At 71.3% G+C, this 26,834-nt stretch carries 24 protein-coding genes and 2 pseudogenes; 13 read left to right on the forward strand and 13 right to left on the reverse strand.

From position 1 onward, the window contains the following. The 4 genes and pseudogenes from ABZE72_RS06200 to ABZE72_RS06215 all read right to left on the reverse strand — a co-directional run. A pseudogene (locus ABZE72_RS06200) lies at window positions 1–566 on the reverse strand (hypothetical protein); the annotation flags it as partial. A 140-nt stretch (window positions 567–706) separates the two neighbouring features. Next, window positions 707–1,660: a tetratricopeptide repeat protein gene (locus tag ABZE72_RS06205; RefSeq protein WP_372728152.1), complete on the reverse strand. Its 954-nt coding sequence runs from the start codon at window positions 1,658–1,660 to the stop codon at window positions 707–709. A gap of 53 nt (window positions 1,661–1,713) precedes the next feature. Continuing rightward, window positions 1,714–2,703, reverse strand: a complete 990-nt coding sequence (gene meaB, locus ABZE72_RS06210; RefSeq protein ID WP_372728153.1) for a methylmalonyl Co-A mutase-associated GTPase MeaB — start codon at window positions 2,701–2,703, stop codon at window positions 1,714–1,716. Further along, window positions 2,704–3,894 carry an acetyl-CoA C-acetyltransferase gene (locus ABZE72_RS06215; protein ID WP_372728154.1) on the reverse strand — a complete coding sequence of 397 codons (1,191 nt, stop codon included), beginning with the start codon at window positions 3,892–3,894 and terminating at the stop codon, window positions 2,704–2,706. Between the two features lie 146 nt (window positions 3,895–4,040). On the opposite strand from ABZE72_RS06215, the gene mce (ABZE72_RS06220) reads away from it, so the two are divergent. From mce (ABZE72_RS06220) to ABZE72_RS06235, 4 genes are all read left to right on the forward strand, one after another. After that, window positions 4,041–4,502, forward strand: coding sequence for a methylmalonyl-CoA epimerase (gene mce, locus ABZE72_RS06220; RefSeq protein ID WP_372728155.1), 462 nt, complete (start codon window positions 4,041–4,043; stop codon window positions 4,500–4,502). Between the two features lie 118 nt (window positions 4,503–4,620). Beyond that, window positions 4,621–5,958, forward strand: coding sequence for a crotonyl-CoA carboxylase/reductase (ccrA, locus tag ABZE72_RS06225; RefSeq protein ID WP_372728156.1), 1,338 nt, complete (start codon window positions 4,621–4,623; stop codon window positions 5,956–5,958). Between the two features lie 151 nt (window positions 5,959–6,109). After that, window positions 6,110–7,351, forward strand: a complete 1,242-nt coding sequence (locus tag ABZE72_RS06230; RefSeq protein ID WP_372728157.1) for a hypothetical protein — start codon at window positions 6,110–6,112, stop codon at window positions 7,349–7,351. Further along, on the forward strand, window positions 7,348–8,511 hold the full coding sequence (locus tag ABZE72_RS06235; RefSeq protein ID WP_372728158.1) for an AI-2E family transporter: 1,164 nt from the start codon (window positions 7,348–7,350) through the stop codon (window positions 8,509–8,511). Before ABZE72_RS06230 ends, ABZE72_RS06235 begins: the two co-directional genes overlap by 4 nt. Here ABZE72_RS06235 and ABZE72_RS06240 read toward each other — a convergent pair. Continuing rightward, window positions 8,496–9,452, reverse strand: a complete 957-nt coding sequence (locus ABZE72_RS06240) for a DMT family transporter (RefSeq protein ID WP_372728159.1) — start codon at window positions 9,450–9,452, stop codon at window positions 8,496–8,498. The genes ABZE72_RS06235 and ABZE72_RS06240 overlap by 16 nt on opposite strands. A 39-nt stretch (window positions 9,453–9,491) precedes the next feature. On the opposite strand from ABZE72_RS06240, the gene ABZE72_RS06245 reads away from it, so the two are divergent. Beyond that, window positions 9,492–10,025, forward strand: coding sequence for a CGNR zinc finger domain-containing protein (locus ABZE72_RS06245; protein WP_372728160.1), 534 nt, complete (start codon window positions 9,492–9,494; stop codon window positions 10,023–10,025). On the opposite strand, the gene ABZE72_RS06250 is transcribed toward ABZE72_RS06245, so the two are convergent. Further along, entirely contained in the window at window positions 10,022–10,723 is a 702-nt protein-coding gene (locus ABZE72_RS06250; protein ID WP_372728161.1) for an endo alpha-1,4 polygalactosaminidase, read from the reverse strand. The two genes, ABZE72_RS06245 and ABZE72_RS06250, sit on opposite strands and share 4 nt — an antisense overlap. Before the next feature lie 137 nt (window positions 10,724–10,860). Here ABZE72_RS06250 and ABZE72_RS06255 point away from each other — a divergent pair, with 137 nt between their 5' ends. Then, the gene (locus tag ABZE72_RS06255; RefSeq protein WP_372728162.1) at window positions 10,861–12,759 is read left to right on the forward strand and encodes a S8 family serine peptidase; all 1,899 of its coding nucleotides are present in this window, start codon (window positions 10,861–10,863) and stop codon (window positions 12,757–12,759) included. Between the two features lie 115 nt (window positions 12,760–12,874). Continuing rightward, entirely contained in the window at window positions 12,875–13,369 is a 495-nt protein-coding gene (locus ABZE72_RS06260; RefSeq protein ID WP_372728163.1) for an SRPBCC family protein, read from the forward strand. A 96-nt stretch (window positions 13,370–13,465) separates the two neighbouring features. On the opposite strand, the gene ABZE72_RS06265 is transcribed toward ABZE72_RS06260, so the two are convergent. Together ABZE72_RS06265 and ABZE72_RS06270 are read right to left on the reverse strand one after the other, a co-directional pair. Continuing rightward, entirely contained in the window at window positions 13,466–13,960 is a 495-nt protein-coding gene (locus ABZE72_RS06265) for an SRPBCC family protein (RefSeq protein ID WP_372728163.1), read from the reverse strand. A gap of 115 nt (window positions 13,961–14,075) precedes the next feature. Next, complete coding sequence (locus tag ABZE72_RS06270; RefSeq protein WP_372728162.1) at window positions 14,076–15,974, reverse strand: S8 family serine peptidase; 1,899 nt, start codon at window positions 15,972–15,974, stop codon at window positions 14,076–14,078. Window positions 15,975–16,111: 137 nt separating this feature from the next. Here ABZE72_RS06270 and ABZE72_RS06275 point away from each other — a divergent pair, with 137 nt between their 5' ends. Then, window positions 16,112–16,813, forward strand: coding sequence for an endo alpha-1,4 polygalactosaminidase (locus ABZE72_RS06275; RefSeq protein WP_372728161.1), 702 nt, complete (start codon window positions 16,112–16,114; stop codon window positions 16,811–16,813). On the opposite strand, the gene ABZE72_RS06280 is transcribed toward ABZE72_RS06275, so the two are convergent. Continuing rightward, window positions 16,810–17,343 (reverse strand): CGNR zinc finger domain-containing protein, encoded by a 534-nt coding sequence (locus ABZE72_RS06280; protein ID WP_372728160.1) that lies wholly within the window; start codon window positions 17,341–17,343, stop codon window positions 16,810–16,812. The two genes, ABZE72_RS06275 and ABZE72_RS06280, sit on opposite strands and share 4 nt — an antisense overlap. A 39-nt stretch (window positions 17,344–17,382) precedes the next feature. Between ABZE72_RS06280 and ABZE72_RS06285 the strand changes: the two genes are divergently transcribed. Then, window positions 17,383–18,339, forward strand: coding sequence for a DMT family transporter (locus ABZE72_RS06285; RefSeq protein WP_372728159.1), 957 nt, complete (start codon window positions 17,383–17,385; stop codon window positions 18,337–18,339). Here ABZE72_RS06285 and ABZE72_RS06290 read toward each other — a convergent pair. The 4 genes from ABZE72_RS06290 to mce (ABZE72_RS06305) all read right to left on the reverse strand — a co-directional run bounded on the left by ABZE72_RS06290 (window position 18,324) and on the right by mce (ABZE72_RS06305) (window position 22,794). Continuing rightward, window positions 18,324–19,487, reverse strand: a complete 1,164-nt coding sequence (locus ABZE72_RS06290; RefSeq protein WP_372728158.1) for an AI-2E family transporter — start codon at window positions 19,485–19,487, stop codon at window positions 18,324–18,326. The genes ABZE72_RS06285 and ABZE72_RS06290 overlap by 16 nt on opposite strands. Then, complete coding sequence (locus tag ABZE72_RS06295; RefSeq protein ID WP_372728157.1) at window positions 19,484–20,725, reverse strand: hypothetical protein; 1,242 nt, start codon at window positions 20,723–20,725, stop codon at window positions 19,484–19,486. The genes ABZE72_RS06290 and ABZE72_RS06295 overlap by 4 nt, the downstream gene beginning before the upstream one ends. 151 nt (window positions 20,726–20,876) lie before the next feature. Next, entirely contained in the window at window positions 20,877–22,214 is a 1,338-nt protein-coding gene (ccrA, locus tag ABZE72_RS06300; protein WP_372728156.1) for a crotonyl-CoA carboxylase/reductase, read from the reverse strand. A gap of 118 nt (window positions 22,215–22,332) precedes the next feature. Then, window positions 22,333–22,794 (reverse strand): methylmalonyl-CoA epimerase, encoded by a 462-nt coding sequence (gene mce, locus ABZE72_RS06305; RefSeq protein ID WP_372728155.1) that lies wholly within the window; start codon window positions 22,792–22,794, stop codon window positions 22,333–22,335. Between the two features lie 146 nt (window positions 22,795–22,940). Here mce (ABZE72_RS06305) and ABZE72_RS06310 point away from each other — a divergent pair, with 146 nt between their 5' ends. The 4 genes and pseudogenes from ABZE72_RS06310 to ABZE72_RS06325 all read left to right on the forward strand — a co-directional run. Further along, window positions 22,941–24,131, forward strand: a complete 1,191-nt coding sequence (locus ABZE72_RS06310; RefSeq protein WP_372728154.1) for an acetyl-CoA C-acetyltransferase — start codon at window positions 22,941–22,943, stop codon at window positions 24,129–24,131. Then, window positions 24,132–25,121: a methylmalonyl Co-A mutase-associated GTPase MeaB gene (gene meaB / locus ABZE72_RS06315; RefSeq protein WP_372728153.1), complete on the forward strand. Its 990-nt coding sequence runs from the start codon at window positions 24,132–24,134 to the stop codon at window positions 25,119–25,121. A gap of 53 nt (window positions 25,122–25,174) precedes the next feature. Next, entirely contained in the window at window positions 25,175–26,128 is a 954-nt protein-coding gene (locus tag ABZE72_RS06320) for a tetratricopeptide repeat protein (protein ID WP_372728152.1), read from the forward strand. A 140-nt stretch (window positions 26,129–26,268) separates the two neighbouring features. Further along, window positions 26,269–26,834, forward strand: a pseudogene (locus tag ABZE72_RS06325) (hypothetical protein); the annotation flags it as partial.

Genomic DNA, 26,834 nt, shown 5'->3' on the forward strand with positions numbered 1-26,834 from the left:
GCGCCGGCGTCGAGGTCGCCCAGGAGCGCCCGGAGCTCCCTCCCGTGCGGCACCCGACGGGAGCCCAGCGCAGCCAGGATGGCCGAGGGTCGGGTCTCGCGGGTGTGGCAGGCGTTCGCCAGGACGTGGAAGGCAGCCAGCCCGTCCGGCGCCGACGCGGCCACGTCGATGGCGGCGTGCTCGAGCCGGACCCGGGGCGGGCTCCGGCGCCACAGCACCCGGTCGTCGAGGTCGGGCGTGCGGTGCGCCTGCACACCCGGGACGCGACGCACGGTGCGGCGTACGTTGATCGCGACCTGGACAGGCGCTCGCTCCGACGGCCCGGGGAGCGCCGACTCACGGGTCAGCGCGGCCGGCCAGTGCAGGAGGACCGCGGCCCAGGCCCGTTGCTGCCAACTGGGCGGGCCGGTGTGGTCGACGTAGACGCCCGGGTGGATCCACGTCAGCGACCGGCGCCGGATCAACCGCTGGAGGTCGTGCTCGCGGGCGCCGAGCGCGAGCAACTGCCTGCGGGAGACCACACCGTCCTGGGTGCCCAACCGATGGGCGAGCTCGTCCTCGAACATGCCGGGCAGCGTCGCAAACCGGGACAGGTCGTGCGAGGGGGTTCCGGTCGCCTGTGGATCACCGCCCGGGATCGCACGCTCACTCGCGCGCCACACTCACCGGGTGCGTGCAGATCGCGAGCGAAACGCGCGGCTGTGGCTCAGAACAGCGCGTTGGCCAGGTTCTGCCGCGCCCGCAGCACCCGGGGGTCGTCGTTGCCGACCGCGCCGAAGAGGCCGATCAGGTGCTGGCGCACCCGGTTCCGGTCGTCTCCGGCGGTACGCCGGACCAGCTCGATCAACCGGTGGAAGGCGTCCTCGACGTGACCGCCGAGCATGTCGAGGTCGGCGACCAGTGTCTGCGCGTCGATGTCGTCGGGCTGTTCGGCGGCCGCCGTACGCGCCTGGTTGAGGTCGACGCCCTGGGTGCGCTGCAGCAGCTTGGCCATCGCCAGTCCGGCGGCGGCCTCGGTGTCGGCCGGGTTCGCGTCGACGAGCTTCTGGTACTCCGCGACAGCCGCGTCGACGTCGCCGGCGCCCATCGCTTCCTGGGCCGCGGCGTAACGGGGGTCCATCGAGGGCTCGTCGGCGTCGGCGTCTCCGTCGGCGGGCGCAGCCGTGCGCGGCTGGTGCCGACCGGTGATCCCCTGCGTGGTGAGCTGCTGGAGCACCTGGGTGAGCGCGAGACGCAGGTCGTCGATCGGGACGACGTCCTGGAGCAGCGGCATCGGTCGACCGTCGATGACCACCACGACCAGCGGGATCGACGGGATCTGCATCGCCTGCGCCACGGCGGGGGCCGCGTCGATGTCGACCAGGCCGGCCAGGAAGCGGCCCTCGAACTCGCCGGACAGCGTCTCGACGTCGTCGGCCAGCGTGCCGCTCTCGGGCATCCGGGTGCGTGAGTAGAAGACCAGCAGCACCGGGGCCCCCATCGAGGCCTCGATGGTGGCTTGGAAGTTCGCCTCGGTGACCTGCACGGCGTACGCCGATCCGGCGGGGGCGCCGCCACCTGCCGCACCGCCTGCGCCACCGGCGGCCGGGGCCGGGGTGGCGGGCCGCTTCAGGGCCGAGAGGTCGATCGCTCCGGGACGGGTGAAGGGCTGCTGGCTCATGCGGCCAATCCTAGGAGTGGCCGGGCGCGGGCCCCAACGCGGGCGGTCCCGGCTCAGTCGGCGAACGCGGCCAGCAGCTCGTCGGCGGCCGCGTAGGGATCCGTGGCGCCGTCGACCACGGCCACCGCGAGGGTGTCGAGCTCCGAGCGGCCGTGCACGTCGCCCCAGCGGGCGCGCAGCGCGGTCACCGCGATGGCCTCGATCTCGTCGCGGGCCCGACGGGTACGGCGCGCCTGCTGCTCCCCCGAGGCGTCCAGCCACGCCCAGTGCCGCTCGAGCTCGGCGACGACGTCGTCGACGCCCTGCCCGGTCTGCGCGATCGTCGGCACGATCGGCGGCTTCCACGCACCCTCGCGACGTTCGGCCAGCCCGAGCATCCCGCGCAGGTCCCGGCGTACCTGGTCGGCACCGTCCCGGTCGGCCTTGTTGACGACGTAGAGGTCGCCGATCTCGAGGATGCCGGCCTTGGCCGCCTGGACGCCGTCGCCCATCCCGGGCGCGAGCAGCACCATCGTGGTGTCGGCGAGTCCGGCGATCTCGACCTCGCTCTGCCCGACCCCGACGGTCTCGACCAGGATCACGTCGCAGCCGGCGGCGTCGAGCACCCGCAGCGCCTGCGGGGTCGACCAGGACAGGCCACCGAGATGGCCGCGGGAGGCCATCGACCGGATGTAGACCTCCGGGTCGAGGGCATGCTCCTGCATCCGGATCCGGTCGCCGAGCAGCGCCCCGCCGGAGAACGGCGAGGACGGGTCGACCGCCAGCACCCCCACCCGGCGACCGGTCCGGCGAAGCTCGGTGACCAGCGCGTTCGTGGTGGTGGACTTGCCGACCCCCGGCGACCCGGTGATCCCGACGATGCGGGCGGTGCCGGCGTGCGGCGCCAGCGCCGCCATCACCTCACGCAGCAGCGGTGAGGCGTCCTCGACCAGCGAGATCAACCGCGCCACGGCACGCGGCTGCCCCTCCCTGGCCCGGGAGACGAGGTCGGGGACCGACGCCGCGGTACGACGTCGGCCCCCGACGGGCTCGTGGTGCTCCACTCAGGCCTGCGGGACCCGGATGATCAGCGCGTCGCCCTGACCGCCGCCGCCACACAGCGCGGCGGCACCGGTGCCGCCGCCGCGACGCTTCAGCTCGAGCGCGAGGTGCAGCACGATCCGGGCGCCGGACATCCCGACCGGGTGGCCCAGCGCGATGGCGCCGCCGTTCACGTTGACCTTGTCCTCAGAGACGCCGAGCTGGCGAGCGGACTCGATGCCGACGGCGGCGAAGGCCTCGTTGAGCTCGAAGAGGTCGATGTCGGCGACGTCGATCCCCTCCTTCTCGGCCGCCTTGGCGACCGCGCGGGCCGGCTGCAGCTGCAGGGTGGAGTCGGGACCCGCGACCTGGCCCGAGGCGCCGATCTCGGCGAGCCAGGTCAGGCCGAGCTCCTCGGCCTTCGCCTTGCTCATCACCACCACGGCGCAGGCACCGTCGGAGATCTGCGAGGAGGAGCCGGCGGTGATGGTGCCGTCCTTGCTGAACGCAGGGCGCAGCTTGCCGAGGGACTCGGCGGTGGTCTCGCCGCGGACACCCTCGTCGGTGGAGACGACGACCGGGTCGCCCTTGCGCTGCGGGATCTCGACCGGCACGACCTCGTCGTCGAAGACGCCGTTCTTCCAGGCCTCGGCCGCGCGCTGGTGCGACTGGGCGGAGAAGGCGTCCTGCTCCTCACGGGTCAGGTTGGCGCCGGCGGCGTTGCAGCCCTCGGTCAGCCCGCCCATCGGCTGGGTCGTGAACTGGTCGTAGAGGGCGTCGTAGGCCATCGAGTCGACCAGGGGGACGTCGCCGTACTTGAAGCCCTCGCGGGACTTCGGCAGCAGGTGCGGGGCCTGGGTCATCGACTCCATGCCGCCGGCCACGATGACGTCGTGCTCGCCGGCGCGAATCAGCTGGTCGGCCATCGCGATCGCGTTGATGCCGGACAGGCAGACCTTGTTGATCGTGATCGAGGGGACGTTCATCGGGATGCCGCCCTTGACCGCCGCCTGACGGGCGGTGATCTGGCCGGCACCGGCCTGGATGACGTGACCCATGATCACGTAGTCGACCTGGTCACCCGTGACACCGGCCTTCGCCAGGGCCCCCTTGATGGCAACTCCGCCGAGGTCGGCAGCGGACTGGTCCTTGAGGCCGCCGAGGAGACGGCCGATCGGGGTGCGCGCCCCCGCGACGATGACGGATGCGGACATGGTGCCTCCAGCTGAAGTGTTCCGGGTGGACTGCCGCGACGATACCCACCCGATGCGCCCCCGAGCGAGGGTGTCCACCCGGGCCGCACTGAGGAACATGTCACAAGCAGTCGCGAGCCGGGCCGCGGCGTACGACGATGTGCGCCATGAGCACCTCCTCGAGTCCGCTGGACCTCCCTGACCACCTGTTCACCGCGATCGACCACGTCGGGATCGCCGTCGCCGACCTCGATGCTGCGATCGCCTTCTACCGCGACACCTTCGGCATGCGCATGGCGCACGAGGAGACCAACGAGGAGCAGGGGGTGCGCGAGGCGATGATGGCCGTCGGTGACTCCGGCTCGCACATCCAGCTGCTGGCGCCGCTCTCGCCCGAGTCGACGATCGCGAAGTTCCTCGACCGCTCCGGCCCCGGCATGCAGCAGCTCGCCTACCGGGTCACCGACGTCGAGGCGGTCAGCGCGATCCTGCGCGAGCGCGGCCTGCGGCTGCTGTACGACGAGCCGCGCCGCGGAACGTCGGACTCGCGGATCAACTTCGTCCACCCCAAGGACGCCGGAGGCATCCTCGTGGAGCTCGTCGAGCCCGCCGCGACAGCTGCCCACTGAGACCTCACCCACATCGCCTGCACGACGGGGTTACTCGCCGGTATCTTTCGGCCAGGCCTCGGACAGCACCACCTCTCGACCTCACCGACACCGCGCCTCACCCATCAGGAGACGATCCGTGCAGAACATCCTCGACGCCATCATGGCGGGCGACACCTCCAGCGAAGACTTCGCCGCACTCCAACTCCCGGAGTCCTATCGCGCCGTCACGGTGCACAAGGACGAGGTGGGCATGTTCGAGGGCCTGGCCACCCGCGACAAGGACCCCCGACGCTCGCTGCACGTCGAGGACGTCGCCCTGCCCGAGCTCGGTCCGGGCGAGGCCTACGTCGCGGTCATGGCGAGCGCGATCAACTACAACACCGTCTGGACCTCGATCTTCGAGCCCGTCTCGACGTTCGGCTTCCTGGAGCGCTACGGCCGCATCTCCGAGCTGACCGCGCGTCACGACCTGCCGTACCACGTGGTCGGCTCCGACCTCGCCGGCGTCGTGCTGCAGACCGGCCCCGGCGTGACGAAGTGGAAGCCCGGCGCCGAGGTCGTGGCCCACTGCCTCAGCGTCGAGCTCGAGGACGCCGACGGCCACGACGACTCGATGATGGACCCGCAGCAGCGGATCTGGGGCTTCGAGACCAACTTCGGCGGCCTGGCCCACATCGCCCTGGTCAAGTCCAACCAGCTGATGCCCAAGCCGGACCACCTGACCTGGGAGGAGGCCGCCTCCCCCGGCCTGGTGAACTCCACCGCCTACCGCCAGCTGGTCTCCAAGAACGGCGGCAACATGAAGCAGGGCGACAACGTCCTGGTCTGGGGCGCCTCCGGTGGCCTCGGCGGCTTCGCCACCCAGTACGCCCTCAACGGTGGCGCCGTGCCGGTCTGCGTGGTCTCCAACGAGGAGAAGGCCGCGATCGCCCGCTCCATGGGCGCCGAGCTGATCATCAACCGCTCCGAGGAGGGCTACCAGTTCTGGAAGGACGAGCGCACTCAGGACCCCAAGGAGTGGAAGCGTTTCGGCGCCAAGATCCGTGAGCTCACCGGCGGCGAGGACATCGACATCGTCTTCGAGCACCCGGGCCGCGAGACGTTCGGCGCCTCGGTCTACGTCACCCGCAAGGGCGGCACCATCACCACCTGCGCCTCGACCACGGGCTACATGCACGAGTACGACAACCGCTACCTGTGGATGAACCTCAAGCGGATCGTCTCCTCGCACTTCGCCAACTACCGCGAGTCGTGGGAGGCCAACCGCCTGGTGGCCAAGGGCATGATCCACCCGACCCTGTCGAAGACCTACTCGATGGACGAGGTCGGCCAGGCCTCCCTGGACGTGCACCACAACCTGCACCAGGGCAAGGTCGGCGTGCTCTGCCTGGCCCCCGAGGAAGGTCTGGGCGTCCGCGACCACGAGATGCGGGCCACGCACCTCGACGCGATCAACCGGTTCCGCGGCGTCTGATCCACCCCTGCTCGACCCGGGAGCACCCCGGCACAACTCGGTCACCCCGGTTCGCCTTCATGGGCGAGCCGGGGTGTCCTGTTCCCGGCCGATCAGGGACACTTGCCCGGACGGCACACCCCAGCAGCACTTCGACAGAGGAAGCACCACCATGAGCGACCGCGGCCTGTCCATCTTTGACAACCAGTCGAGCTCGTCCGATTCGTCGGCCGACACCGAGCCCACCCAGGTGATCCCGGTGATGAACAAGAAGCCCGAGGGCCAGCAGCCGCCCCAGGCCCCGGCGGCCGCCAAGGCGACACCCGGTCCGGTGCTGCCGCCGGCGGCCCCGCGCGCCTCCGGGGGCCAGTCCTCCGCGGGCCAGTCGTCCGCCGTCCGATCCTCCGCCGCCCAGTCGGCCGCCGCCGAGCTCCCCATCGTCCGTCGCGGCGGCTACGACAAGGACGCCGTCGACGCCCACCTCCGTCGTCTGACCAGCGAGAAGGCCGGCCTCAGCTCCAGCCTCACCCAGTCCGAGAAGCGCGTCCTCGAGCTCGAGGCCGAGCTGGAGAAGGCCCGCGAGGAGCTCGCCGAGAACCAGACCCCGTCGTACGCCGGCCTCGGCGGCCGCGCCAGCGCGATGCTGCGCCTGGCCGAGGAGGAGGCGGCCGACGTGCGCTCCTCCGCCCAGCGCGACGCGGCCGAGATCCGCGAGCAGGCCGTGCGCGACGCCGCCGCCATGCGCGCCGAGGCCACCCGCGAGGCCGAGGACATGCGCCTGGTCCAGCTCAAGGAGCTCGACGAGAGCCGTGCCCGCCTGCTCGCCGACGCCGAGCAGGAGCGAGCGCTGGCCAGCAGCGAGGCCGAGGACATCCTCGCCTCCGCCCGTCGTCAGGCCGACCAGATCCGTCTGGCTGCCGAGCAGGAGACCAACGAGCAGCGCACCACCGCCAAGCGGGAGGCCGAGCAGGCTCGGGCGGCCGCCGACCGTGAGGTGCAGGAGGCGCGTCGTACCCTCGCCGTCGAGAAGGAGCGGCTCGCCCGCGAGGCCACCGACCACCACACCAACGCGACCGCGGAGACCAAGCGGCTCGTCGAGGAGGCCGAGGCCCGCGCCGAGGCTGCCGAGCAGCGCGCCCGCGAGGCCAACACGCAAGCCGCCGCGGCCCGCCAGCAGATGCAGTCCGAGGCCGAGGCCGTGGTGACCCGGGCCCGTCGTGAGGCCGAGCAGATCGTCGCCTCGGCCCGCGCCCAGGCCGACACGATCACCTCCGCCGGCGACGCCGAGGCGGAGCGCCAGCTGGCAACCCTGCGTGCCGAGGTCGAGCGGATGACCAAGCGTCGCGACGGCATCACCGCGCAGCTCAACTCGCTGCGCGACGTCGTGGCCAGCTTCGGCGAGGACGAGGAATGAGCCTCGACCCCGCGTCCGGACCGGGCGCGGAGGTCGAGGCACCCCAGAGCGACGGGACGGACCAGACCGACGGGCGCGAGGAGCAGGCGGAGCCGGAGACCGGCTCGGCCCTGACCGAGCCGGGTCCCCCGCTGGACCGGACGGCCGCCTTCTACGTCGGCTTCTTCGGTGCGGTCGGCGCGCTCCTGGCCTTCTGGTTGCTCACCCAGGTGGCCGCGGTCAGCGCCACCATCATGCTGATCGTGGTGGCTGCCTTCATCGCGGTCGGGCTGAACCCGCTGGTCGAGTTCTTCATGCGCCGTGGCCTGAAGCGGGCGTGGGCGGTGCTCGTCGTCATCTCGATGGTGCTGGTCGCCCTCACTCTCTTCCTGGTCGCGATCGTCCCGGTGATCACCGACCAGGTCACCCAGCTGATCGCGAACGCACCCGGCTGGCTCGACCAGTTGCAGAACAACGCCCGGGTGCAACGCCTCGACGAGCAGTACGACGTGATCACCCGGATCAAGGACTACCTCGCCAACGGCGAGCTGGCCTCGGCCGCGTTCGGTGGCGCCCTCGGCTTCGGCATCGCCGTCCTGGGCGCGGTGGTCAACGCCTTCATCGTGACCGTGCTGACCCTGTACTTCCTGGCGTCGCTGCCGACGACCAAGGCCGCGCTGTACCGCCTCGCCCCGGCCAGCCGTCGCCCCCGGGTCACCGACCTGGGCGACCGGATCCTGGGCAACGTGGGCAGCTACGTCTCGGGCGCCTTCGTGGTGGCGACCGCAGCCGGCGTCTCGTCGCTGATCTTCCTGTTCATCGTGGGCCTGGGCGAGTACGCCGTCGCGCTCGCCTTCGTGGTGGCGCTGCTCGACGTGATCCCGATGATCGGCGCCACGATCGGTGCCGTGATCGTGACCGCGATCGGCTTCGCGACCGATCCCAAGATCGGTCTGGCCTGCCTGATCTTCTACGTGCTCTACCAGCAGCTCGAGAACTACGTGATCTACCCCAAGGTGATGTCGCACTCGGTCGACATCCCCGGCGCGATCATCGTGATCGCGGCGCTGGTCGGCGCCGGCCTGCTCGGGGTGGTCGGAGCCCTGCTCGCGATCCCCACCGCGGCGGCGATCCTGCTGCTGATCCGCGAGGTGTTCCTGCCGCGTCAGGACGCGCGGTAGTTCTCCCCCAGCTTCACCAGCACCACCCCGCCGAGGATCAGCGCTCCCCCGACGAACTGGATCGCCTGCGGCAGCTCGCCCAGCAGCAGCCAGGCGAACGACAGCGCCGCGACCACCTCGAGGAGTGCGACGAACGACGCCAGCCGCGGGCCCAGACGGCGGGAGGCCGCGATCCCGGTCACGTAGGCCAGCGCCGCGCTCACCAGCCCGAGGGCGACCAGAGGAAGCCACCAGGCGACCGTGCCGCCGCGGTAGGTCACGTCCTGGGTGGAGGCGTGCATCGGCACCAGCCCCACGGCCCCCGCCACCAGCAGCGCTGCCGCGCCCAGCACCAGGCCGCTGGCAGCCAGCACGATCGGCGGCAGGCCGTTGGACTCACTCGCCGAGATCACGAAGTAGGTAGCGGCGCCGACCATCGCCAGCAGCGCCCAGACCACACCGACGACGCTGAGGTCGGCGCCGGAGAGCAGGTCGAGGACCAGCACCAGCCCGGCCAGGGCCACGGCCGCCCCCGCCAGGGTCAGCCGCCCGGGCCGGTGCCCGTAACGCCACCAGACCCAGCTGACGACCGCCACCGGTGCGGTGTACTCGATCAGCAGCGCGACTCCGACCTGCATGTGGGCGACCGCGTTGAAGTAGGCGAGCTGGCAGCCGGCAACGGCGACGAGGCCGTAGCCGGCGACCAGACCGGCGTTGCGACGCAGCAGCGCCCACCGGCCGCGCAGGATGATCACCGCGGGCACGAGCAGCACCAGGGCGGCCAGGCTCACCCGCACGGTCACGGCGGCTCCGCTCGACCAGCCGGCGTCCAGCAGGCCCTTCGCCAGGGAGCCGGAGATGCCGAACGACGCGGCCGAGATCGCGGCGAAGCCGAGCCCCGCGCCGAACCGGGACGGCAGCGCCGTCGGCGTCGCCGAAGCGTCATGAGTCAAAGCGGTCATGGCAGATGACGCTAGGTCTCGATGACGTAACCTGTCAACATGGTTTTCGCTCATGACACCGAGGTGTCCCTGCTCGCGGCCGTCACGCTGGTCAACACCGACACCGATCCGGACACGCTGCCGACGGTCGGCGCGCTCGACGAGTACTACGCCCGCTTCGAGTTCACTGGCCGGCACGAGCGCACCCGCGCCGAGCTGGACGCCGTACGAGCCCTGCGGCCGCGGCTGCGAGAACTGCTCACCACCGAACGGGACCGGGCCGTCGACATCGTGAACGGGATGCTCGCCGAGGCCCGGGCAGTCCCCCAGCTCGTGCGCCACGACGACTGGGACTGGCACCTGCACGCGGTGGACCCCGACGACCCGCTGGCCACGAGGATCACCGTGGAGACCGCGATGGCGATGGTCGACGTGATCCGCGCCGACGAGATGTCCCGGCTGGGCGTCTGCGCCGACGAGGGCTGTGAGGGGCTGGTCCTCGACCTCTCCCGGAACCGTTCCCGACGCTTCTGCTCCACGGCCTGCGGGAACCGGAACGCCGTGGCCGCCTACCGCGCACGCCAGGCCACCTAGCACCAGCGACGCCGCCCGTCCGGGCTCAGGTCCCGATCGCGCAGCAGGACGGAGATCCGCTCCCCCCACCGGGGGCAGGAGCGTCGGAAGTCCTTGCGGCGGTACTCGATCGCCAGCACCCGCCGGCCGTAGTGCTCGACGTACGACCGGCACTCGCGGAAGCGCCGGCACTCCTCGGCGACGGCGAAGTCGAAGCCGGCCCGCGTCCCGTCGTACGAGGCCAGGTTCTTCTGGCCCGCCGCCAGGCCGGCCTCGTGGGCCGCGAGCACGAGCAGCCGGGCGTACCGGCGTGCATGCTGGGCCCGGAGCAGTCCCGCACTGCGGGTGAACGAGTCCAGGTTGTCGAACTCCACCGCGTCGAACCCGTCCTCGGCACACCCCTCGATCCAGCCGCCGACGATCCTCGCCAGCCGGGCACGTTTGCGTGGGGTGCGCACGTCGAGCAGCCACTCCCCCCACGCCGTGTCCACGACGGGTCGGCCGCCGCGCGTGAGGACCAGCCCCCAGCGCCTCTTCCAGAACCGGCGTTCGCCCGGCTGGGACTGGAAGGCGTTGACGTAGCAGACGTTGTACCGCTCGGGGACGGGCTGCGCCGTCCGATCCCGTACGACGATGCCCACCCGCGAGGGCACGTCACGCTCCCCACCCAGCTGGTAGTCGACATCCGTCCCGACCGGCAGGGCCAGGACGACGCTCATCAGCAAGGACCCCGCAGCCCGCATCGCGCACCTCCCGACGTGAGCAACGTTACAGCGATCCGACCGACCTGCTGGGCGCCGTAACTCGCCCACAACGGGGGCGTTGAACAGAACATCCCCACGAAAGGCACCCATCCATGTCGCATCTCCGCACCCGGCTGTTCGCGCTCACCTGCGCGGCAGCCGTCGTGGCCTCCACCTCGGGCGTCGCCACCGCGACCGCCGCCACCGCGACCGCCGTCACCGCCCCGTCCGCGGCGAACGCCGCCGTCCGGGCAGCCACCCCCGGCTTCGACCGCCTGCAGGCCACCGGCACCCCGACCGGCCGGGCGATCGCCACCTTCGCCGGTGTGCCCACCACCGCCCAGGTCGAGGGCCTGCGCGACCTCGGCCTGGTCGTCCAGCCGATGAAGAAGCTCCCGCTGGCCCTCGTCGCCGGCTCCGACGCCGAGCTCGCCACCGCGGCGACCTCCGGCATCGCCCGCGACGTCTACCCCGACGAGACGCTGCAGTACCTGGACACCGCCTCCACCGACACCATGTCCTCGACCCCCGCGGCCGCTGCTGCCCTGCGGAAGAAGGGCTTCACCGGCAAGGGCGTCACCGTCGGCGTCGTCGACTCCGGCTGCGACGGCACCCACCCCGACCTCGCCGACCACATCACGCACAACGTGACACTGGTCAGTGCCGAGTACGTCAACCAGGCGCCGAACGAGTCGAACACGCTCGTCGTACCGATCGACCAGGGCCCGTACAACAACACCGACCTCGGCAGCGGCCACGGCACGCACGTCGCCGGCATCATCGCCGCCGACGGCACCACCGGCCCCGACCACCTCGGTGTCGCGCCCGACGCCGAGCTGGCCTGCTTCGCGATCGGCGCCGTGATCACCACCACGGCCGTCGTCACGGCGTACGACTACATGCTGCGCCAGCCGAAGATGCTCGGCATCGACGTCATCAACAACTCGTGGGGCAACAGCTTCCGCCAGTACGACCCTGCCGACCCGGTCAACGTCGCGACCAAGGCCGTCTCGGCCAAGGGCGCCGTCGTGGTCTTCTCCGCGGGCAACTCCGGCTACGAGTTCGGCGAGGCCAGCGGCAGCCCGTTCAACCAGGCGCCCTGGGTCATCTCGGTGGCTGCCGGCACGGTCGCGGACCGCCAGCGCGGAAACTTCTCCTCCAACGGTCTCGAGTTCGACAACGGCCGCAACGTCCCGATCGGCAAGGACGGCCACACCGTCCTGCGCGGGGACCGGATCGGCAACACCCGGCCCGACATCATGGCCCCGGGCGTGAAGATCTCGTCCTCGTGCGACTCGACCGGCACCGTGATCGGGCCGTGCCCTCCCGGTGAGAACACCAGCGCCTCCGGCACCTCGATGTCGGCGCCGCACGTCGCCGGCGCTGCCGCGGTGATCCGCCAGGCCAACCGGAAGCTCGACTGGGGCCAGGTGCAGCGCGCCATCACCGCCACCGCCTCCCCCGTCGTCGACGCCGACGGCGAGCGCCTGCCCTCCTGGACCGTCGGCCACGGCCACATCAACCTGGACAAGGCCGTCAAGCTGGTCTCGGCGAAGAAGTGGAAGAAGAAGCTGAAGAAGGCCGGCAAGCGGGCCGACCGGCGCATCCTGCGCGAGGACGAGTGGGCCGTGCTCCGTGCCGACCTGTGGCAGGAGGCCGCGCCGACCCTCACGCTGGGCGGCTCCTACACCCGCACCCACGAGGTCACGGTCTCCCGCAAGGCCGACGCGCTCAAGATCGCGCTGGTCTACCCGACCCCGGCGATCGTGGCGAACGCCGCGCACTACGTCGCCACCGTGACCGACGCGACCGGCACCGTGGTCGGCGAGACCACGACCGACCTGGGCTACGCCACCGGCATCGCGCACGTGCTGGTCGAGGGCGTGAAGCCCGGGACGTACACCGTCGAGGTCACCAGCGACTACTCGCTGTCGGACCCCGACACCATCGACAGCGACTCGATCAACGGTCGGGTGGTGTTCCTCCAGGCCGCCCAGCTCCGCCGGCGCTGACCTGCCACTTCTGGTTGGCACCAAGCCGCTGACCCGTCACTTCTGGTTGACCAGAAGTGACGGGTCAGCGTGATTTCATAGCCACAAGTGGCAGGTCGGCTGGTTGGATCGGCTCATGTCGACTCCCCACGAGACCAGCATCGAGACCCAACGGACCATCCAGGCGCCGGCGGACAGGATCTTCGCCGTACTGTGCGATCCCCACGGCCACGTCGCGATCGACTCCTCCGGGATGCTCCAGGGCGCCAGCGGTGAGCCCGTCGCGGGGGTGGGCGACCAGTTCACCGTGCAGATGGATCGGGAGTCGCTCAACGACTTCCCCGAGCTCGGGAAGTACGACGTCACCGTCACCATCCGGGAGTTCGAGCAGGACGCGCTGATCTCCTGGACGGTCCTCGGCCGGATCCGCCCCCAGATCGGCCACGTCTACGGCTACCGGCTCGCACCTGCGCAGGGCGGCGACACCGTCGTCACCTCGTTCTACGACTGGTCCGACATCGCGCCGGAGTGGCGCGACGCCGGGATCTTTCCGGTGCTGTCCGAGAACGCCCTGCGCCAGACGCTGGGCATTCTCGACCGCACGGTACGACGCGGCTACCCGCGCAACTGACCTGCCACTTTCGGTTGCCGAAATGCCGCTGACCTGCCACTTCTGGTTAACCAGAAGTGGCAGGTCAGCGGCATTTCGGCAACCGAAAGTGGCAGGTCAGTTGCGCGGGTAGCCGCGTCGTACCGTGCGGTCGAGAATGCCCAGCGTCTGGCGCAGGGCGTTCTCGGACAGCACCGGAAAGATCCCGGCGTCGCGCCACTCCGGCGCGATGTCGGACCAGTCGTAGAACGAGGTGACGACGGTGTCGCCGCCCTGCGCAGGTGCGAGCCGGTAGCCGTAGACGTGGCCGATCTGGGGGCGGATCCGGCCGAGGACCGTCCAGGAGATCAGCGCGTCCTGCTCGAACTCCCGGATGGTGACGGTGACGTCGTACTTCCCGAGCTCGGGGAAGTCGTTGAGCGACTCCCGATCCATCTGCACGGTGAACTGGTCGCCCACCCCCGCGACGGGCTCACCGCTGGCGCCCTGGAGCATCCCGGAGGAGTCGATCGCGACGTGGCCGTGGGGATCGCACAGTACGGCGAAGATCCTGTCCGCCGGCGCCTGGATGGTCCGTTGGGTCTCGATGCTGGTCTCGTGGGGAGTCGACATGAGCCGATCCAACCAGCCGACCTGCCACTTGTGGCTATGAAATCACGCTGACCCGTCACTTCTGGTCAACCAGAAGTGACGGGTCAGCGGCTTGGTGCCAACCAGAAGTGGCAGGTCAGCGCCGGCGGAGCTGGGCGGCCTGGAGGAACACCACCCGACCGTTGATCGAGTCGCTGTCGATGGTGTCGGGGTCCGACAGCGAGTAGTCGCTGGTGACCTCGACGGTGTACGTCCCGGGCTTCACGCCCTCGACCAGCACGTGCGCGATGCCGGTGGCGTAGCCCAGGTCGGTCGTGGTCTCGCCGACCACGGTGCCGGTCGCGTCGGTCACGGTGGCGACGTAGTGCGCGGCGTTCGCCACGATCGCCGGGGTCGGGTAGACCAGCGCGATCTTGAGCGCGTCGGCCTTGCGGGAGACCGTGACCTCGTGGGTGCGGGTGTAGGAGCCGCCCAGCGTGAGGGTCGGCGCGGCCTCCTGCCACAGGTCGGCACGGAGCACGGCCCACTCGTCCTCGCGCAGGATGCGCCGGTCGGCCCGCTTGCCGGCCTTCTTCAGCTTCTTCTTCCACTTCTTCGCCGAGACCAGCTTGACGGCCTTGTCCAGGTTGATGTGGCCGTGGCCGACGGTCCAGGAGGGCAGGCGCTCGCCGTCGGCGTCGACGACGGGGGAGGCGGTGGCGGTGATGGCGCGCTGCACCTGGCCCCAGTCGAGCTTCCGGTTGGCCTGGCGGATCACCGCGGCAGCGCCGGCGACGTGCGGCGCCGACATCGAGGTGCCGGAGGCGCTGGTGTTCTCACCGGGAGGGCACGGCCCGATCACGGTGCCGGTCGAGTCGCACGAGGACGAGATCTTCACGCCCGGGGCCATGATGTCGGGCCGGGTGTTGCCGATCCGGTCCCCGCGCAGGACGGTGTGGCCGTCCTTGCCGATCGGGACGTTGCGGCCGTTGTCGAACTCGAGACCGTTGGAGGAGAAGTTTCCGCGCTGGCGGTCCGCGACCGTGCCGGCAGCCACCGAGATGACCCAGGGCGCCTGGTTGAACGGGCTGCCGCTGGCCTCGCCGAACTCGTAGCCGGAGTTGCCCGCGGAGAAGACCACGACGGCGCCCTTGGCCGAGACGGCCTTGGTCGCGACGTTGACCGGGTCGGCAGGGTCGTACTGGCGGAAGCTGTTGCCCCACGAGTTGTTGATGACGTCGATGCCGAGCATCTTCGGCTGGCGCAGCATGTAGTCGTACGCCGTGACGACGGCCGTGGTGGTGATCACGGCGCCGATCGCGAAGCAGGCCAGCTCGGCGTCGGGCGCGACACCGAGGTGGTCGGGGCCGGTGGTGCCGTCGGCGGCGATGATGCCGGCGACGTGCGTGCCGTGGCCGCTGCCGAGGTCGGTGTTGTTGTACGGGCCCTGGTCGATCGGTACGACGAGCGTGTTCGACTCGTTCGGCGCCTGGTTGACGTACTCGGCACTGACCAGTGTCACGTTGTGCGTGATGTGGTCGGCGAGGTCGGGGTGGGTGCCGTCGCAGCCGGAGTCGACGACGCCGACGGTGACGCCCTTGCCGGTGAAGCCCTTCTTCCGCAGGGCAGCAGCGGCCGCGGGGGTCGAGGACATGGTGTCGGTGGAGGCGGTGTCCAGGTACTGCAGCGTCTCGTCGGGGTAGACGTCGCGGGCGATGCCGGAGGTCGCCGCGGTGGCGAGCTCGGCGTCGGAGCCGGCGACGAGGGCCAGCGGGAGCTTCTTCATCGGCTGGACGACCAGGCCGAGGTCGCGCAGGCCCTCGACCTGGGCGGTGGTGGGCACACCGGCGAAGGTGGCGATCGCCCGGCCGGTCGGGGTGCCGGTGGCCTGCAGGCGGTCGAAGCCGGGGGTGGCTGCCCGGACGGCGGCGTTCGCCGCGGACGGGGCGGTGACGGCGGTCGCGGTGGCGGCGGTCGCGGTGGCGACGCCCGAGGTGGAGGCCACGACGGCTGCCGCGCAGGTGAGCGCGAACAGCCGGGTGCGGAGATGCGACATGGATGGGTGCCTTTCGTGGGGATGTTCTGTTCAACGCCCCCGTTGTGGGCGAGTTACGGCGCCCAGCAGGTCGGTCGGATCGCTGTAACGTTGCTCACGTCGGGAGGTGCGCGATGCGGGCTGCGGGGTCCTTGCTGATGAGCGTCGTCCTGGCCCTGCCGGTCGGGACGGATGTCGACTACCAGCTGGGTGGGGAGCGTGACGTGCCCTCGCGGGTGGGCATCGTCGTACGGGATCGGACGGCGCAGCCCGTCCCCGAGCGGTACAACGTCTGCTACGTCAACGCCTTCCAGTCCCAGCCGGGCGAACGCCGGTTCTGGAAGAGGCGCTGGGGGCTGGTCCTCACGCGCGGCGGCCGACCCGTCGTGGACACGGCGTGGGGGGAGTGGCTGCTCGACGTGCGCACCCCACGCAAACGTGCCCGGCTGGCGAGGATCGTCGGCGGCTGGATCGAGGGGTGTGCCGAGGACGGGTTCGACGCGGTGGAGTTCGACAACCTGGACTCGTTCACCCGCAGTGCGGGACTGCTCCGGGCCCAGCATGCACGCCGGTACGCCCGGCTGCTCGTGCTCGCGGCCCACGAGGCCGGCCTGGCGGCGGGCCAGAAGAACCTGGCCTCGTACGACGGGACGCGGGCCGGCTTCGACTTCGCCGTCGCCGAGGAGTGCCGGCGCTTCCGCGAGTGCCGGTCGTACGTCGAGCACTACGGCCGGCGGGTGCTGGCGATCGAGTACCGCCGCAAGGACTTCCGACGCTCCTGCCCCCGGTGGGGGGAGCGGATCTCCGTCCTGCTGCGCGATCGGGACCTGAGCCCGGACGGGCGGCGTCGCTGGTGCTAGGTGGCCTGGCGTGCGCGGTAGGCGGCCACGGCGTTCCGGTTCCCGCAGGCCGTGGAGCAGAAGCGTCGGGAACGGTTCCGGGAGAGGTCGAGGACCAGCCCCTCACAGCCCTCGTCGGCGCAGACGCCCAGCCGGGACATCTCGTCGGCGCGGATCACGTCGACCATCGCCATCGCGGTCTCCACGGTGATCCTCGTGGCCAGCGGGTCGTCGGGGTCCACCGCGTGCAGGTGCCAGTCCCAGTCGTCGTGGCGCACGAGCTGGGGGACTGCCCGGGCCTCGGCGAGCATCCCGTTCACGATGTCGACGGCCCGGTCCCGTTCGGTGGTGAGCAGTTCTCGCAGCCGCGGCCGCAGGGCTCGTACGGCGTCCAGCTCGGCGCGGGTGCGCTCGTGCCGGCCAGTGAACTCGAAGCGGGCGTAGTACTCGTCGAGCGCGCCGACCGTCGGCAGCGTGTCCGGATCGGTGTCGGTGTTGACCAGCGTGACGGCCGCGAGCAGGGACACCTCGGTGTCATGAGCGAAAACCATGTTGACAGGTTACGTCATCGAGACCTAGCGTCATCTGCCATGACCGCTTTGACTCATGACGCTTCGGCGACGCCGACGGCGCTGCCGTCCCGGTTCGGCGCGGGGCTCGGCTTCGCCGCGATCTCGGCCGCGTCGTTCGGCATCTCCGGCTCCCTGGCGAAGGGCCTGCTGGACGCCGGCTGGTCGAGCGGAGCCGCCGTGACCGTGCGGGTGAGCCTGGCCGCCCTGGTGCTGCTCGTGCCCGCGGTGATCATCCTGCGCGGCCGGTGGGCGCTGCTGCGTCGCAACGCCGGTCTGGTCGCCGGCTACGGCCTCGTCGCCGTTGCCGGCTGCCAGCTCGCCTACTTCAACGCGGTCGCCCACATGCAGGTCGGAGTCGCGCTGCTGATCGAGTACACCGCACCGGTGGCGGTCGTCAGCTGGGTCTGGTGGCGTTACGGGCACCGGCCCGGGCGGCTGACCCTGGCGGGGGCGGCCGTGGCCCTGGCCGGGCTGGTGCTGGTCCTCGACCTGCTCTCCGGCGCCGACCTCAGCGTCGTCGGTGTGGTCTGGGCGCTGCTGGCGATGGTCGGCGCCGCTACCTACTTCGTGATCTCGGCGAGTGAGTCCAACGGCCTGCCGCCGATCGTGCTGGCTGCCAGCGGCCTGGTGCTGGGCGCGGCAGCGCTGCTGGTGGCGGGGGCCGTGGGGCTGGTGCCGATGCACGCCTCCACCCAGGACGTGACCTACCGCGGCGGCACGGTCGCCTGGTGGCTTCCTCTGGTCGCCCTCGGGCTGGTGAGCGCGGCGCTGGCCTACGTGACCGGGATCGCGGCCTCCCGCCGTCTGGGCCCGCGGCTGGCGTCGTTCGTCGCACTCCTCGAGGTGGTCGCGGCGCTGTCGTTCGCCTGGCTGCTGCTGGGCGAGCTGCCGCAGGCGATCCAGTTCGTCGGGGGAGCGCTGATCCTCGGCGGGGTGGTGCTGGTGAAGCTGGGGGAGAACTACCGCGCGTCCTGACGCGGCAGGAACACCTCGCGGATCAGCAGCAGGATCGCCGCCGCGGTGGGGATCGCGAGCAGGGCTCCGACCACCCCGAGCAGGCCGGCGCCGACCAGCGCCGCGATCACGATGATCGCGCCGGGGATGTCGACCGAGTGCGACATCACCTTGGGGTAGATCACGTAGTTCTCGAGCTGCTGGTAGAGCACGTAGAAGATCAGGCAGGCCAGACCGATCTTGGGATCGGTCGCGAAGCCGATCGCGGTCACGATCACGGCACCGATCGTGGCGCCGATCATCGGGATCACGTCGAGCAGCGCCACCACGAAGGCGAGCGCGACGGCGTACTCGCCCAGGCCCACGATGAACAGGAAGATCAGCGACGAGACGCCGGCTGCGGTCGCCACCACGAAGGCGCCCGAGACGTAGCTGCCCACGTTGCCCAGGATCCGGTCGCCCAGGTCGGTGACCCGGGGGCGACGGCTGGCCGGGGCGAGGCGGTACAGCGCGGCCTTGGTCGTCGGCAGCGACGCCAGGAAGTACAGGGTCAGCACGGTCACGATGAAGGCGTTGACCACCGCGCCCAGGACGGCGATGCCGAAGCCGAGGGCGCCACCGAACGCGGCCGAGGCCAGCTCGCCGTTGGCGAGGTAGTCCTTGATCCGGGTGATCACGTCGTACTGCTCGTCGAGGCGTTGCACCCGGGCGTTGTTCTGCAACTGGTCGAGCCAGCCGGGTGCGTTCGCGATCAGCTGGGTGACCTGGTCGGTGATCACCGGGACGATCGCGACCAGGAAGAGAGTGAGGGCGACCAGCACCATCGAGATGACGACGAGCACCGCCCACGCCCGCTTCAGGCCACGGCGCATGAAGAACTCGACCAGCGGGTTCAGCCCGACCGCGATGAAGGCAGCCACCACGATCAGCATGATGGTGGCGCTGACCGCGGCCACCTGGGTGAGCAACCAGAAGGCCAGGAGCGCGCCGACCGCACCGAAGAAGCCGACGTAGAAGGCGGCCGTCCGGTCCAGCGGGGGACCCGGCTCGGTCAGGGCCGAGCCGGTCTCCGGCTCCGCCTGCTCCTCGCGCCCGTCGGTCTGGTCCGTCCCGTCGCTCTGGGGTGCCTCGACCTCCGCGCCCGGTCCGGACGCGGGGTCGAGGCTCATTCCTCGTCCTCGCCGAAGCTGGCCACGACGTCGCGCAGCGAGTTGAGCTGCGCGGTGATGCCGTCGCGACGCTTGGTCATCCGCTCGACCTCGGCACGCAGGGTTGCCAGCTGGCGCTCCGCCTCGGCGTCGCCGGCGGAGGTGATCGTGTCGGCCTGGGCGCGGGCCGAGGCGACGATCTGCTCGGCCTCACGACGGGCCCGGGTCACCACGGCCTCGGCCTCGGACTGCATCTGCTGGCGGGCCGCGGCGGCTTGCGTGTTGGCCTCGCGGGCGCGCTGCTCGGCAGCCTCGGCGCGGGCCTCGGCCTCCTCGACGAGCCGCTTGGTCTCCGCGGTCGCGTTGGTGTGGTGGTCGGTGGCCTCGCGGGCGAGCCGCTCCTTCTCGACGGCGAGGGTACGACGCGCCTCCTGCACCTCACGGTCGGCGGCCGCCCGAGCCTGCTCGGCCTCCCGCTTGGCGGTGGTGCGCTGCTCGTTGGTCTCCTGCTCGGCAGCCAGACGGATCTGGTCGGCCTGACGACGGGCGGAGGCGAGGATGTCCTCGGCCTCGCTGCTGGCCAGCGCTCGCTCCTGCTCGGCGTCGGCGAGCAGGCGGGCACGGCTCTCGTCGAGCTCCTTGAGCTGGACCAGGCGCATGTCCTCGGCCTCGCGGGTGGCCTCGGCGCGCATGGCGGCGGCGTCGCGCACGGCCTGCTCGCGGATCTCGGCCGCGTCGCGCTGGGCGGAGGAGCGCACGTCGGCCGCCTCCTCCTCGGCCAGGCGCAGCATCGCGCTGGCGCGGCCGCCGAGGCCGGCGTACGACGGGGTCTGGTTCTCGGCGAGCTCCTCGCGGGCCTTCTCCAGCTCGGCCTCGAGCTCGAGGACGCGCTTCTCGGACTGGGTGAGGCTGGAGCTGAGGCCGGCCTTCTCGCTGGTCAGACGACGGAGGTGGGCGTCGACGGCGTCCTTGTCGTAGCCGCCGCGACGGACGATGGGGAGCTCGGCGGCGGCCGACTGGGCGGCGGAGGATCGGACGGCGGACGACTGGCCCGCGGAGGACTGGCCCCCGGAGGCGCGCGGGGCCGCCGGCGGCAGCACCGGACCGGGTGTCGCCTTGGCGGCCGCCGGGGCCTGGGGCGGCTGCTGGCCCTCGGGCTTCTTGTTCATCACCGGGATCACCTGGGTGGGCTCGGTGTCGGCCGACGAATCGGACGAGCTCGACTGGTTGTCAAAGATGGACAGGCCGCGGTCGCTCATGGTGGTGCTTCCTCTGTCGAAGTGCTGCTGGGGTGTGCCGTCCGGGCAAGTGTCCCTGATCGGCCGGGAACAGGACACCCCGGCTCGCCCATGAAGGCGAACCGGGGTGACCGAGTTGTGCCGGGGTGCTCCCGGGTCGAGCAGGGGTGGATCAGACGCCGCGGAACCGGTTGATCGCGTCGAGGTGCGTGGCCCGCATCTCGTGGTCGCGGACGCCCAGACCTTCCTCGGGGGCCAGGCAGAGCACGCCGACCTTGCCCTGGTGCAGGTTGTGGTGCACGTCCAGGGAGGCCTGGCCGACCTCGTCCATCGAGTAGGTCTTCGACAGGGTCGGGTGGATCATGCCCTTGGCCACCAGGCGGTTGGCCTCCCACGACTCGCGGTAGTTGGCGAAGTGCGAGGAGACGATCCGCTTGAGGTTCATCCACAGGTAGCGGTTGTCGTACTCGTGCATGTAGCCCGTGGTCGAGGCGCAGGTGGTGATGGTGCCGCCCTTGCGGGTGACGTAGACCGAGGCGCCGAACGTCTCGCGGCCCGGGTGCTCGAAGACGATGTCGATGTCCTCGCCGCCGGTGAGCTCACGGATCTTGGCGCCGAAACGCTTCCACTCCTTGGGGTCCTGAGTGCGCTCGTCCTTCCAGAACTGGTAGCCCTCCTCGGAGCGGTTGATGATCAGCTCGGCGCCCATGGAGCGGGCGATCGCGGCCTTCTCCTCGTTGGAGACCACGCAGACCGGCACGGCGCCACCGTTGAGGGCGTACTGGGTGGCGAAGCCGCCGAGGCCACCGGAGGCGCCCCAGACCAGGACGTTGTCGCCCTGCTTCATGTTGCCGCCGTTCTTGGAGACCAGCTGGCGGTAGGCGGTGGAGTTCACCAGGCCGGGGGAGGCGGCCTCCTCCCAGGTCAGGTGGTCCGGCTTGGGCATCAGCTGGTTGGACTTGACCAGGGCGATGTGGGCCAGGCCGCCGAAGTTGGTCTCGAAGCCCCAGATCCGCTGCTGCGGGTCCATCATCGAGTCGTCGTGGCCGTCGGCGTCCTCGAGCTCGACGCTGAGGCAGTGGGCCACGACCTCGGCGCCGGGCTTCCACTTCGTCACGCCGGGGCCGGTCTGCAGCACGACGCCGGCGAGGTCGGAGCCGACCACGTGGTACGGCAGGTCGTGACGCGCGGTCAGCTCGGAGATGCGGCCGTAGCGCTCCAGGAAGCCGAACGTCGAGACGGGCTCGAAGATCGAGGTCCAGACGGTGTTGTAGTTGATCGCGCTCGCCATGACCGCGACGTAGGCCTCGCCCGGACCGAGCTCGGGCAGGGCGACGTCCTCGACGTGCAGCGAGCGTCGGGGGTCCTTGTCGCGGGTGGCCAGGCCCTCGAACATGCCCACCTCGTCCTTGTGCACCGTGACGGCGCGATAGGACTCCGGGAGTTGGAGTGCGGCGAAGTCTTCGCTGGAGGTGTCGCCCGCCATGATGGCGTCGAGGATGTTCTGCACGGATCGTCTCCTGATGGGTGAGGCGCGGTGTCGGTGAGGTCGAGAGGTGGTGCTGTCCGAGGCCTGGCCGAAAGATACCGGCGAGTAACCCCGTCGTGCAGGCGATGTGGGTGAGGTCTCAGTGGGCAGCTGTCGCGGCGGGCTCGACGAGCTCCACGAGGATGCCTCCGGCGTCCTTGGGGTGGACGAAGTTGATCCGCGAGTCCGACGTTCCGCGGCGCGGCTCGTCGTACAGCAGCCGCAGGCCGCGCTCGCGCAGGATCGCGCTGACCGCCTCGACGTCGGTGACCCGGTAGGCGAGCTGCTGCATGCCGGGGCCGGAGCGGTCGAGGAACTTCGCGATCGTCGACTCGGGCGAGAGCGGCGCCAGCAGCTGGATGTGCGAGCCGGAGTCACCGACGGCCATCATCGCCTCGCGCACCCCCTGCTCCTCGTTGGTCTCCTCGTGCGCCATGCGCATGCCGAAGGTGTCGCGGTAGAAGGCGATCGCAGCATCGAGGTCGGCGACGGCGATCCCGACGTGGTCGATCGCGGTGAACAGGTGGTCAGGGAGGTCCAGCGGACTCGAGGAGGTGCTCATGGCGCACATCGTCGTACGCCGCGGCCCGGCTCGCGACTGCTTGTGACATGTTCCTCAGTGCGGCCCGGGTGGACACCCTCGCTCGGGGGCGCATCGGGTGGGTATCGTCGCGGCAGTCCACCCGGAACACTTCAGCTGGAGGCACCATGTCCGCATCCGTCATCGTCGCGGGGGCGCGCACCCCGATCGGCCGTCTCCTCGGCGGCCTCAAGGACCAGTCCGCTGCCGACCTCGGCGGAGTTGCCATCAAGGGGGCCCTGGCGAAGGCCGGTGTCACGGGTGACCAGGTCGACTACGTGATCATGGGTCACGTCATCCAGGCCGGTGCCGGCCAGATCACCGCCCGTCAGGCGGCGGTCAAGGGCGGCATCCCGATGAACGTCCCCTCGATCACGATCAACAAGGTCTGCCTGTCCGGCATCAACGCGATCGCGATGGCCGACCAGCTGATTCGCGCCGGCGAGCACGACGTCATCGTGGCCGGCGGCATGGAGTCGATGACCCAGGCCCCGCACCTGCTGCCGAAGTCCCGCGAGGGCTTCAAGTACGGCGACGTCCCCCTGGTCGACTCGATGGCCTACGACGCCCTCTACGACCAGTTCACGACCCAGCCGATGGGCGGGCTGACCGAGGGCTGCAACGCCGCCGGCGCCAACCTGACCCGTGAGGAGCAGGACGCCTTCTCCGCCCAGTCGCACCAGCGCGCGGCCGAGGCCTGGAAGAACGGCGTCTTCGACGACGAGGTCGTGCCGGTCGAGATCCCGCAGCGCAAGGGCGACCCGGTCGTCGTCTCCACCGACGAGGGTGTCCGCGGCGAGACCACCGCCGAGTCCCTCGGCAAGCTGCGCCCTGCGTTCAGCAAGGACGGCACCATCACCGCCGGCTCCTCCTCGCAGATCTCCGACGGTGCCTGCGCCGTGGTGGTGATGAGCAAGGCGAAGGCCGAGGAGCTCGGCCTGACCTGGCTCGCCGAGATCGGCGCCTCGGGCCAGGTCGCGGGTCCCGACTCCACCCTGCAGCTGCAGCCGGCCCGCGCGGTCGCCAAGGCGGCCGAGAAGGAGGGGATCGACGTCGCCGACATCGACCTCTTCGAGCTCAACGAGGCCTTCGCCGCCGTCGGCATCGAGTCCGCTCGCCAGCTCGGCGTCTCTGAGGACAAGGTCAACGTGAACGGCGGCGCCATCGCGCTGGGCCACCCGGTCGGGATGTCCGGCGCCCGGATCGTGCTGCACCTCGCGCTCGAGCTGAAGCGTCGCGGCGGCGGCACCGGTGCCGCCGCGCTGTGTGGCGGCGGCGGTCAGGGCGACGCGCTGATCATCCGGGTCCCGCAGGCCTGAGTGGAGCACCACGAGCCCGTCGGGGGCCGACGTCGTACCGCGGCGTCGGTCCCCGACCTCGTCTCCCGGGCCAGGGAGGGGCAGCCGCGTGCCGTGGCGCGGTTGATCTCGCTGGTCGAGGACGCCTCACCGCTGCTGCGTGAGGTGATGGCGGCGCTGGCGCCGCACGCCGGCACCGCCCGCATCGTCGGGATCACCGGGTCGCCGGGGGTCGGCAAGTCCACCACCACGAACGCGCTGGTCACCGAGCTTCGCCGGACCGGTCGCCGGGTGGGGGTGCTGGCGGTCGACCCGTCCTCGCCGTTCTCCGGCGGGGCGCTGCTCGGCGACCGGATCCGGATGCAGGAGCATGCCCTCGACCCGGAGGTCTACATCCGGTCGATGGCCTCCCGCGGCCATCTCGGTGGCCTGTCCTGGTCGACCCCGCAGGCGCTGCGGGTGCTCGACGCCGCCGGCTGCGACGTGATCCTGGTCGAGACCGTCGGGGTCGGGCAGAGCGAGGTCGAGATCGCCGGACTCGCCGACACCACGATGGTGCTGCTCGCGCCCGGGATGGGCGACGGCGTCCAGGCGGCCAAGGCCGGCATCCTCGAGATCGGCGACCTCTACGTCGTCAACAAGGCCGACCGGGACGGTGCCGACCAGGTACGCCGGGACCTGCGCGGGATGCTCGGGCTGGCCGAACGTCGCGAGGGTGCGTGGAAGCCGCCGATCGTGCCGACGATCGCGCAGACCGGGCAGGGCGTCGACGACGTCGTCGCCGAGCTCGAGCGGCACTGGGCGTGGCTGGACGCCTCGGGGGAGCAGCAGGCGCGCCGTACCCGTCGGGCCCGCGACGAGATCGAGGCCATCGCGGTGACCGCGCTGCGCGCCCGCTGGGGCGACGTGCACGGCCGCTCGGAGCTCGACACCCTCGCGGTGGCCGTGGTCGACGGCGCCACGGATCCCTACGCGGCCGCCGACGAGCTGCTGGCCGCGTTCGCCGACTGAGCCGGGACCGCCCGCGTTGGGGCCCGCGCCCGGCCACTCCTAGGATTGGCCGCATGAGCCAGCAGCCCTTCACCCGTCCCGGAGCGATCGACCTCTCGGCCCTGAAGCGGCCCGCCACCCCGGCCCCGGCCGCCGGTGGCGCAGGCGGTGCGGCAGGTGGCGGCGCCCCCGCCGGATCGGCGTACGCCGTGCAGGTCACCGAGGCGAACTTCCAAGCCACCATCGAGGCCTCGATGGGGGCCCCGGTGCTGCTGGTCTTCTACTCACGCACCCGGATGCCCGAGAGCGGCACGCTGGCCGACGACGTCGAGACGCTGTCCGGCGAGTTCGAGGGCCGCTTCCTGGCCGGCCTGGTCGACATCGACGCGGCCCCCGCCGTGGCGCAGGCGATGCAGATCCCGTCGATCCCGCTGGTCGTGGTGGTCATCGACGGTCGACCGATGCCGCTGCTCCAGGACGTCGTCCCGATCGACGACCTGCGTCTCGCGCTCACCCAGGTGCTCCAGCAGCTCACCACGCAGGGGATCACCGGTCGGCACCAGCCGCGCACGGCTGCGCCCGCCGACGGAGACGCCGACGCCGACGAGCCCTCGATGGACCCCCGTTACGCCGCGGCCCAGGAAGCGATGGGCGCCGGCGACGTCGACGCGGCTGTCGCGGAGTACCAGAAGCTCGTCGACGCGAACCCGGCCGACACCGAGGCCGCCGCCGGACTGGCGATGGCCAAGCTGCTGCAGCGCACCCAGGGCGTCGACCTCAACCAGGCGCGTACGGCGGCCGCCGAACAGCCCGACGACATCGACGCGCAGACACTGGTCGCCGACCTCGACATGCTCGGCGGTCACGTCGAGGACGCCTTCCACCGGTTGATCGAGCTGGTCCGGCGTACCGCCGGAGACGACCGGAACCGGGTGCGCCAGCACCTGATCGGCCTCTTCGGCGCGGTCGGCAACGACGACCCCCGGGTGCTGCGGGCGCGGCAGAACCTGGCCAACGCGCTGTTCTGAGCCACAGCCGCGCGTTTCGCTCGCGATCTGCACGCACCCGGTGAGTGTGGCGCGCGAGTGAGCGTGCGATCCCGGGCGGTGATCCACAGGCGACCGGAACCCCCTCGCACGACCTGTCCCGGTTTGCGACGCTGCCCGGCATGTTCGAGGACGAGCTCGCCCATCGGTTGGGCACCCAGGACGGTGTGGTCTCCCGCAGGCAGTTGCTCGCGCTCGGCGCCCGCGAGCACGACCTCCAGCGGTTGATCCGGCGCCGGTCGCTGACGTGGATCCACCCGGGCGTCTACGTCGACCACACCGGCCCGCCCAGTTGGCAGCAACGGGCCTGGGCCGCGGTCCTCCTGCACTGGCCGGCCGCGCTGACCCGTGAGTCGGCGCTCCCCGGGCCGTCGGAGCGAGCGCCTGTCCAGGTCGCGATCAACGTACGCCGCACCGTGCGTCGCGTCCCGGGTGTGCAGGCGCACCGCACGCCCGACCTCGACGACCGGGTGCTGTGGCGCCGGAGCCCGCCCCGGGTCCGGCTCGAGCACGCCGCCATCGACGTGGCCGCGTCGGCGCCGGACGGGCTGGCTGCCTTCCACGTCCTGGCGAACGCCTGCCACACCCGCGAGACCCGACCCTCGGCCATCCTGGCTGCGCTGGGCTCCCGTCGGGTGCCGCACGGGAGGGAGCTCCGGGCGCTCCTGGGCGACCTCGACGCCGGCGC

This window comes from Nocardioides sp. (assembly GCF_041600255.1).
In the GTDB taxonomy this organism is placed as follows: Bacteria; Actinomycetota; Actinomycetes; order Propionibacteriales; family Nocardioidaceae; genus Nocardioides.

Excerpts from the sequence above, each read along its gene's own strand:
- ABZE72_RS06205 (WP_372728152.1), bottom strand. The coding sequence starts at position 1,660 with ATGAGCCAGCAGCCCTTCACCCGTCCCGGAGCGATCGACCTCTCGGCC.
- ABZE72_RS06215 (WP_372728154.1), bottom strand. The coding sequence starts at position 3,894 with ATGTCCGCATCCGTCATCGTCGCGGGGGCGCGCACCCCGATCGGCCGT.
- mce (WP_372728155.1), top strand. The coding sequence starts at position 4,041 with ATGAGCACCTCCTCGAGTCCGCTGGACCTCCCTGACCACCTGTTCACC.
- ABZE72_RS06230 (WP_372728157.1), top strand. The coding sequence starts at position 6,110 with ATGAGCGACCGCGGCCTGTCCATCTTTGACAACCAGTCGAGCTCGTCC.
- ABZE72_RS06235 (WP_372728158.1), top strand. The coding sequence starts at position 7,348 with ATGAGCCTCGACCCCGCGTCCGGACCGGGCGCGGAGGTCGAGGCACCC.
- ABZE72_RS06240 (WP_372728159.1), bottom strand. The coding sequence starts at position 9,452 with ATGACCGCTTTGACTCATGACGCTTCGGCGACGCCGACGGCGCTGCCG.
- ABZE72_RS06245 (WP_372728160.1), top strand. The coding sequence starts at position 9,492 with ATGGTTTTCGCTCATGACACCGAGGTGTCCCTGCTCGCGGCCGTCACG.
- ABZE72_RS06250 (WP_372728161.1), bottom strand. The coding sequence starts at position 10,723 with ATGAGCGTCGTCCTGGCCCTGCCGGTCGGGACGGATGTCGACTACCAG.
- ABZE72_RS06255 (WP_372728162.1), top strand. The coding sequence starts at position 10,861 with ATGTCGCATCTCCGCACCCGGCTGTTCGCGCTCACCTGCGCGGCAGCC.
- ABZE72_RS06260 (WP_372728163.1), top strand. The coding sequence starts at position 12,875 with ATGTCGACTCCCCACGAGACCAGCATCGAGACCCAACGGACCATCCAG.
- ABZE72_RS06265 (WP_372728163.1), bottom strand. The coding sequence starts at position 13,960 with ATGTCGACTCCCCACGAGACCAGCATCGAGACCCAACGGACCATCCAG.
- ABZE72_RS06270 (WP_372728162.1), bottom strand. The coding sequence starts at position 15,974 with ATGTCGCATCTCCGCACCCGGCTGTTCGCGCTCACCTGCGCGGCAGCC.
- ABZE72_RS06275 (WP_372728161.1), top strand. The coding sequence starts at position 16,112 with ATGAGCGTCGTCCTGGCCCTGCCGGTCGGGACGGATGTCGACTACCAG.
- ABZE72_RS06280 (WP_372728160.1), bottom strand. The coding sequence starts at position 17,343 with ATGGTTTTCGCTCATGACACCGAGGTGTCCCTGCTCGCGGCCGTCACG.
- ABZE72_RS06285 (WP_372728159.1), top strand. The coding sequence starts at position 17,383 with ATGACCGCTTTGACTCATGACGCTTCGGCGACGCCGACGGCGCTGCCG.
- ABZE72_RS06290 (WP_372728158.1), bottom strand. The coding sequence starts at position 19,487 with ATGAGCCTCGACCCCGCGTCCGGACCGGGCGCGGAGGTCGAGGCACCC.
- ABZE72_RS06295 (WP_372728157.1), bottom strand. The coding sequence starts at position 20,725 with ATGAGCGACCGCGGCCTGTCCATCTTTGACAACCAGTCGAGCTCGTCC.
- mce (WP_372728155.1), bottom strand. The coding sequence starts at position 22,794 with ATGAGCACCTCCTCGAGTCCGCTGGACCTCCCTGACCACCTGTTCACC.
- ABZE72_RS06310 (WP_372728154.1), top strand. The coding sequence starts at position 22,941 with ATGTCCGCATCCGTCATCGTCGCGGGGGCGCGCACCCCGATCGGCCGT.
- ABZE72_RS06320 (WP_372728152.1), top strand. The coding sequence starts at position 25,175 with ATGAGCCAGCAGCCCTTCACCCGTCCCGGAGCGATCGACCTCTCGGCC.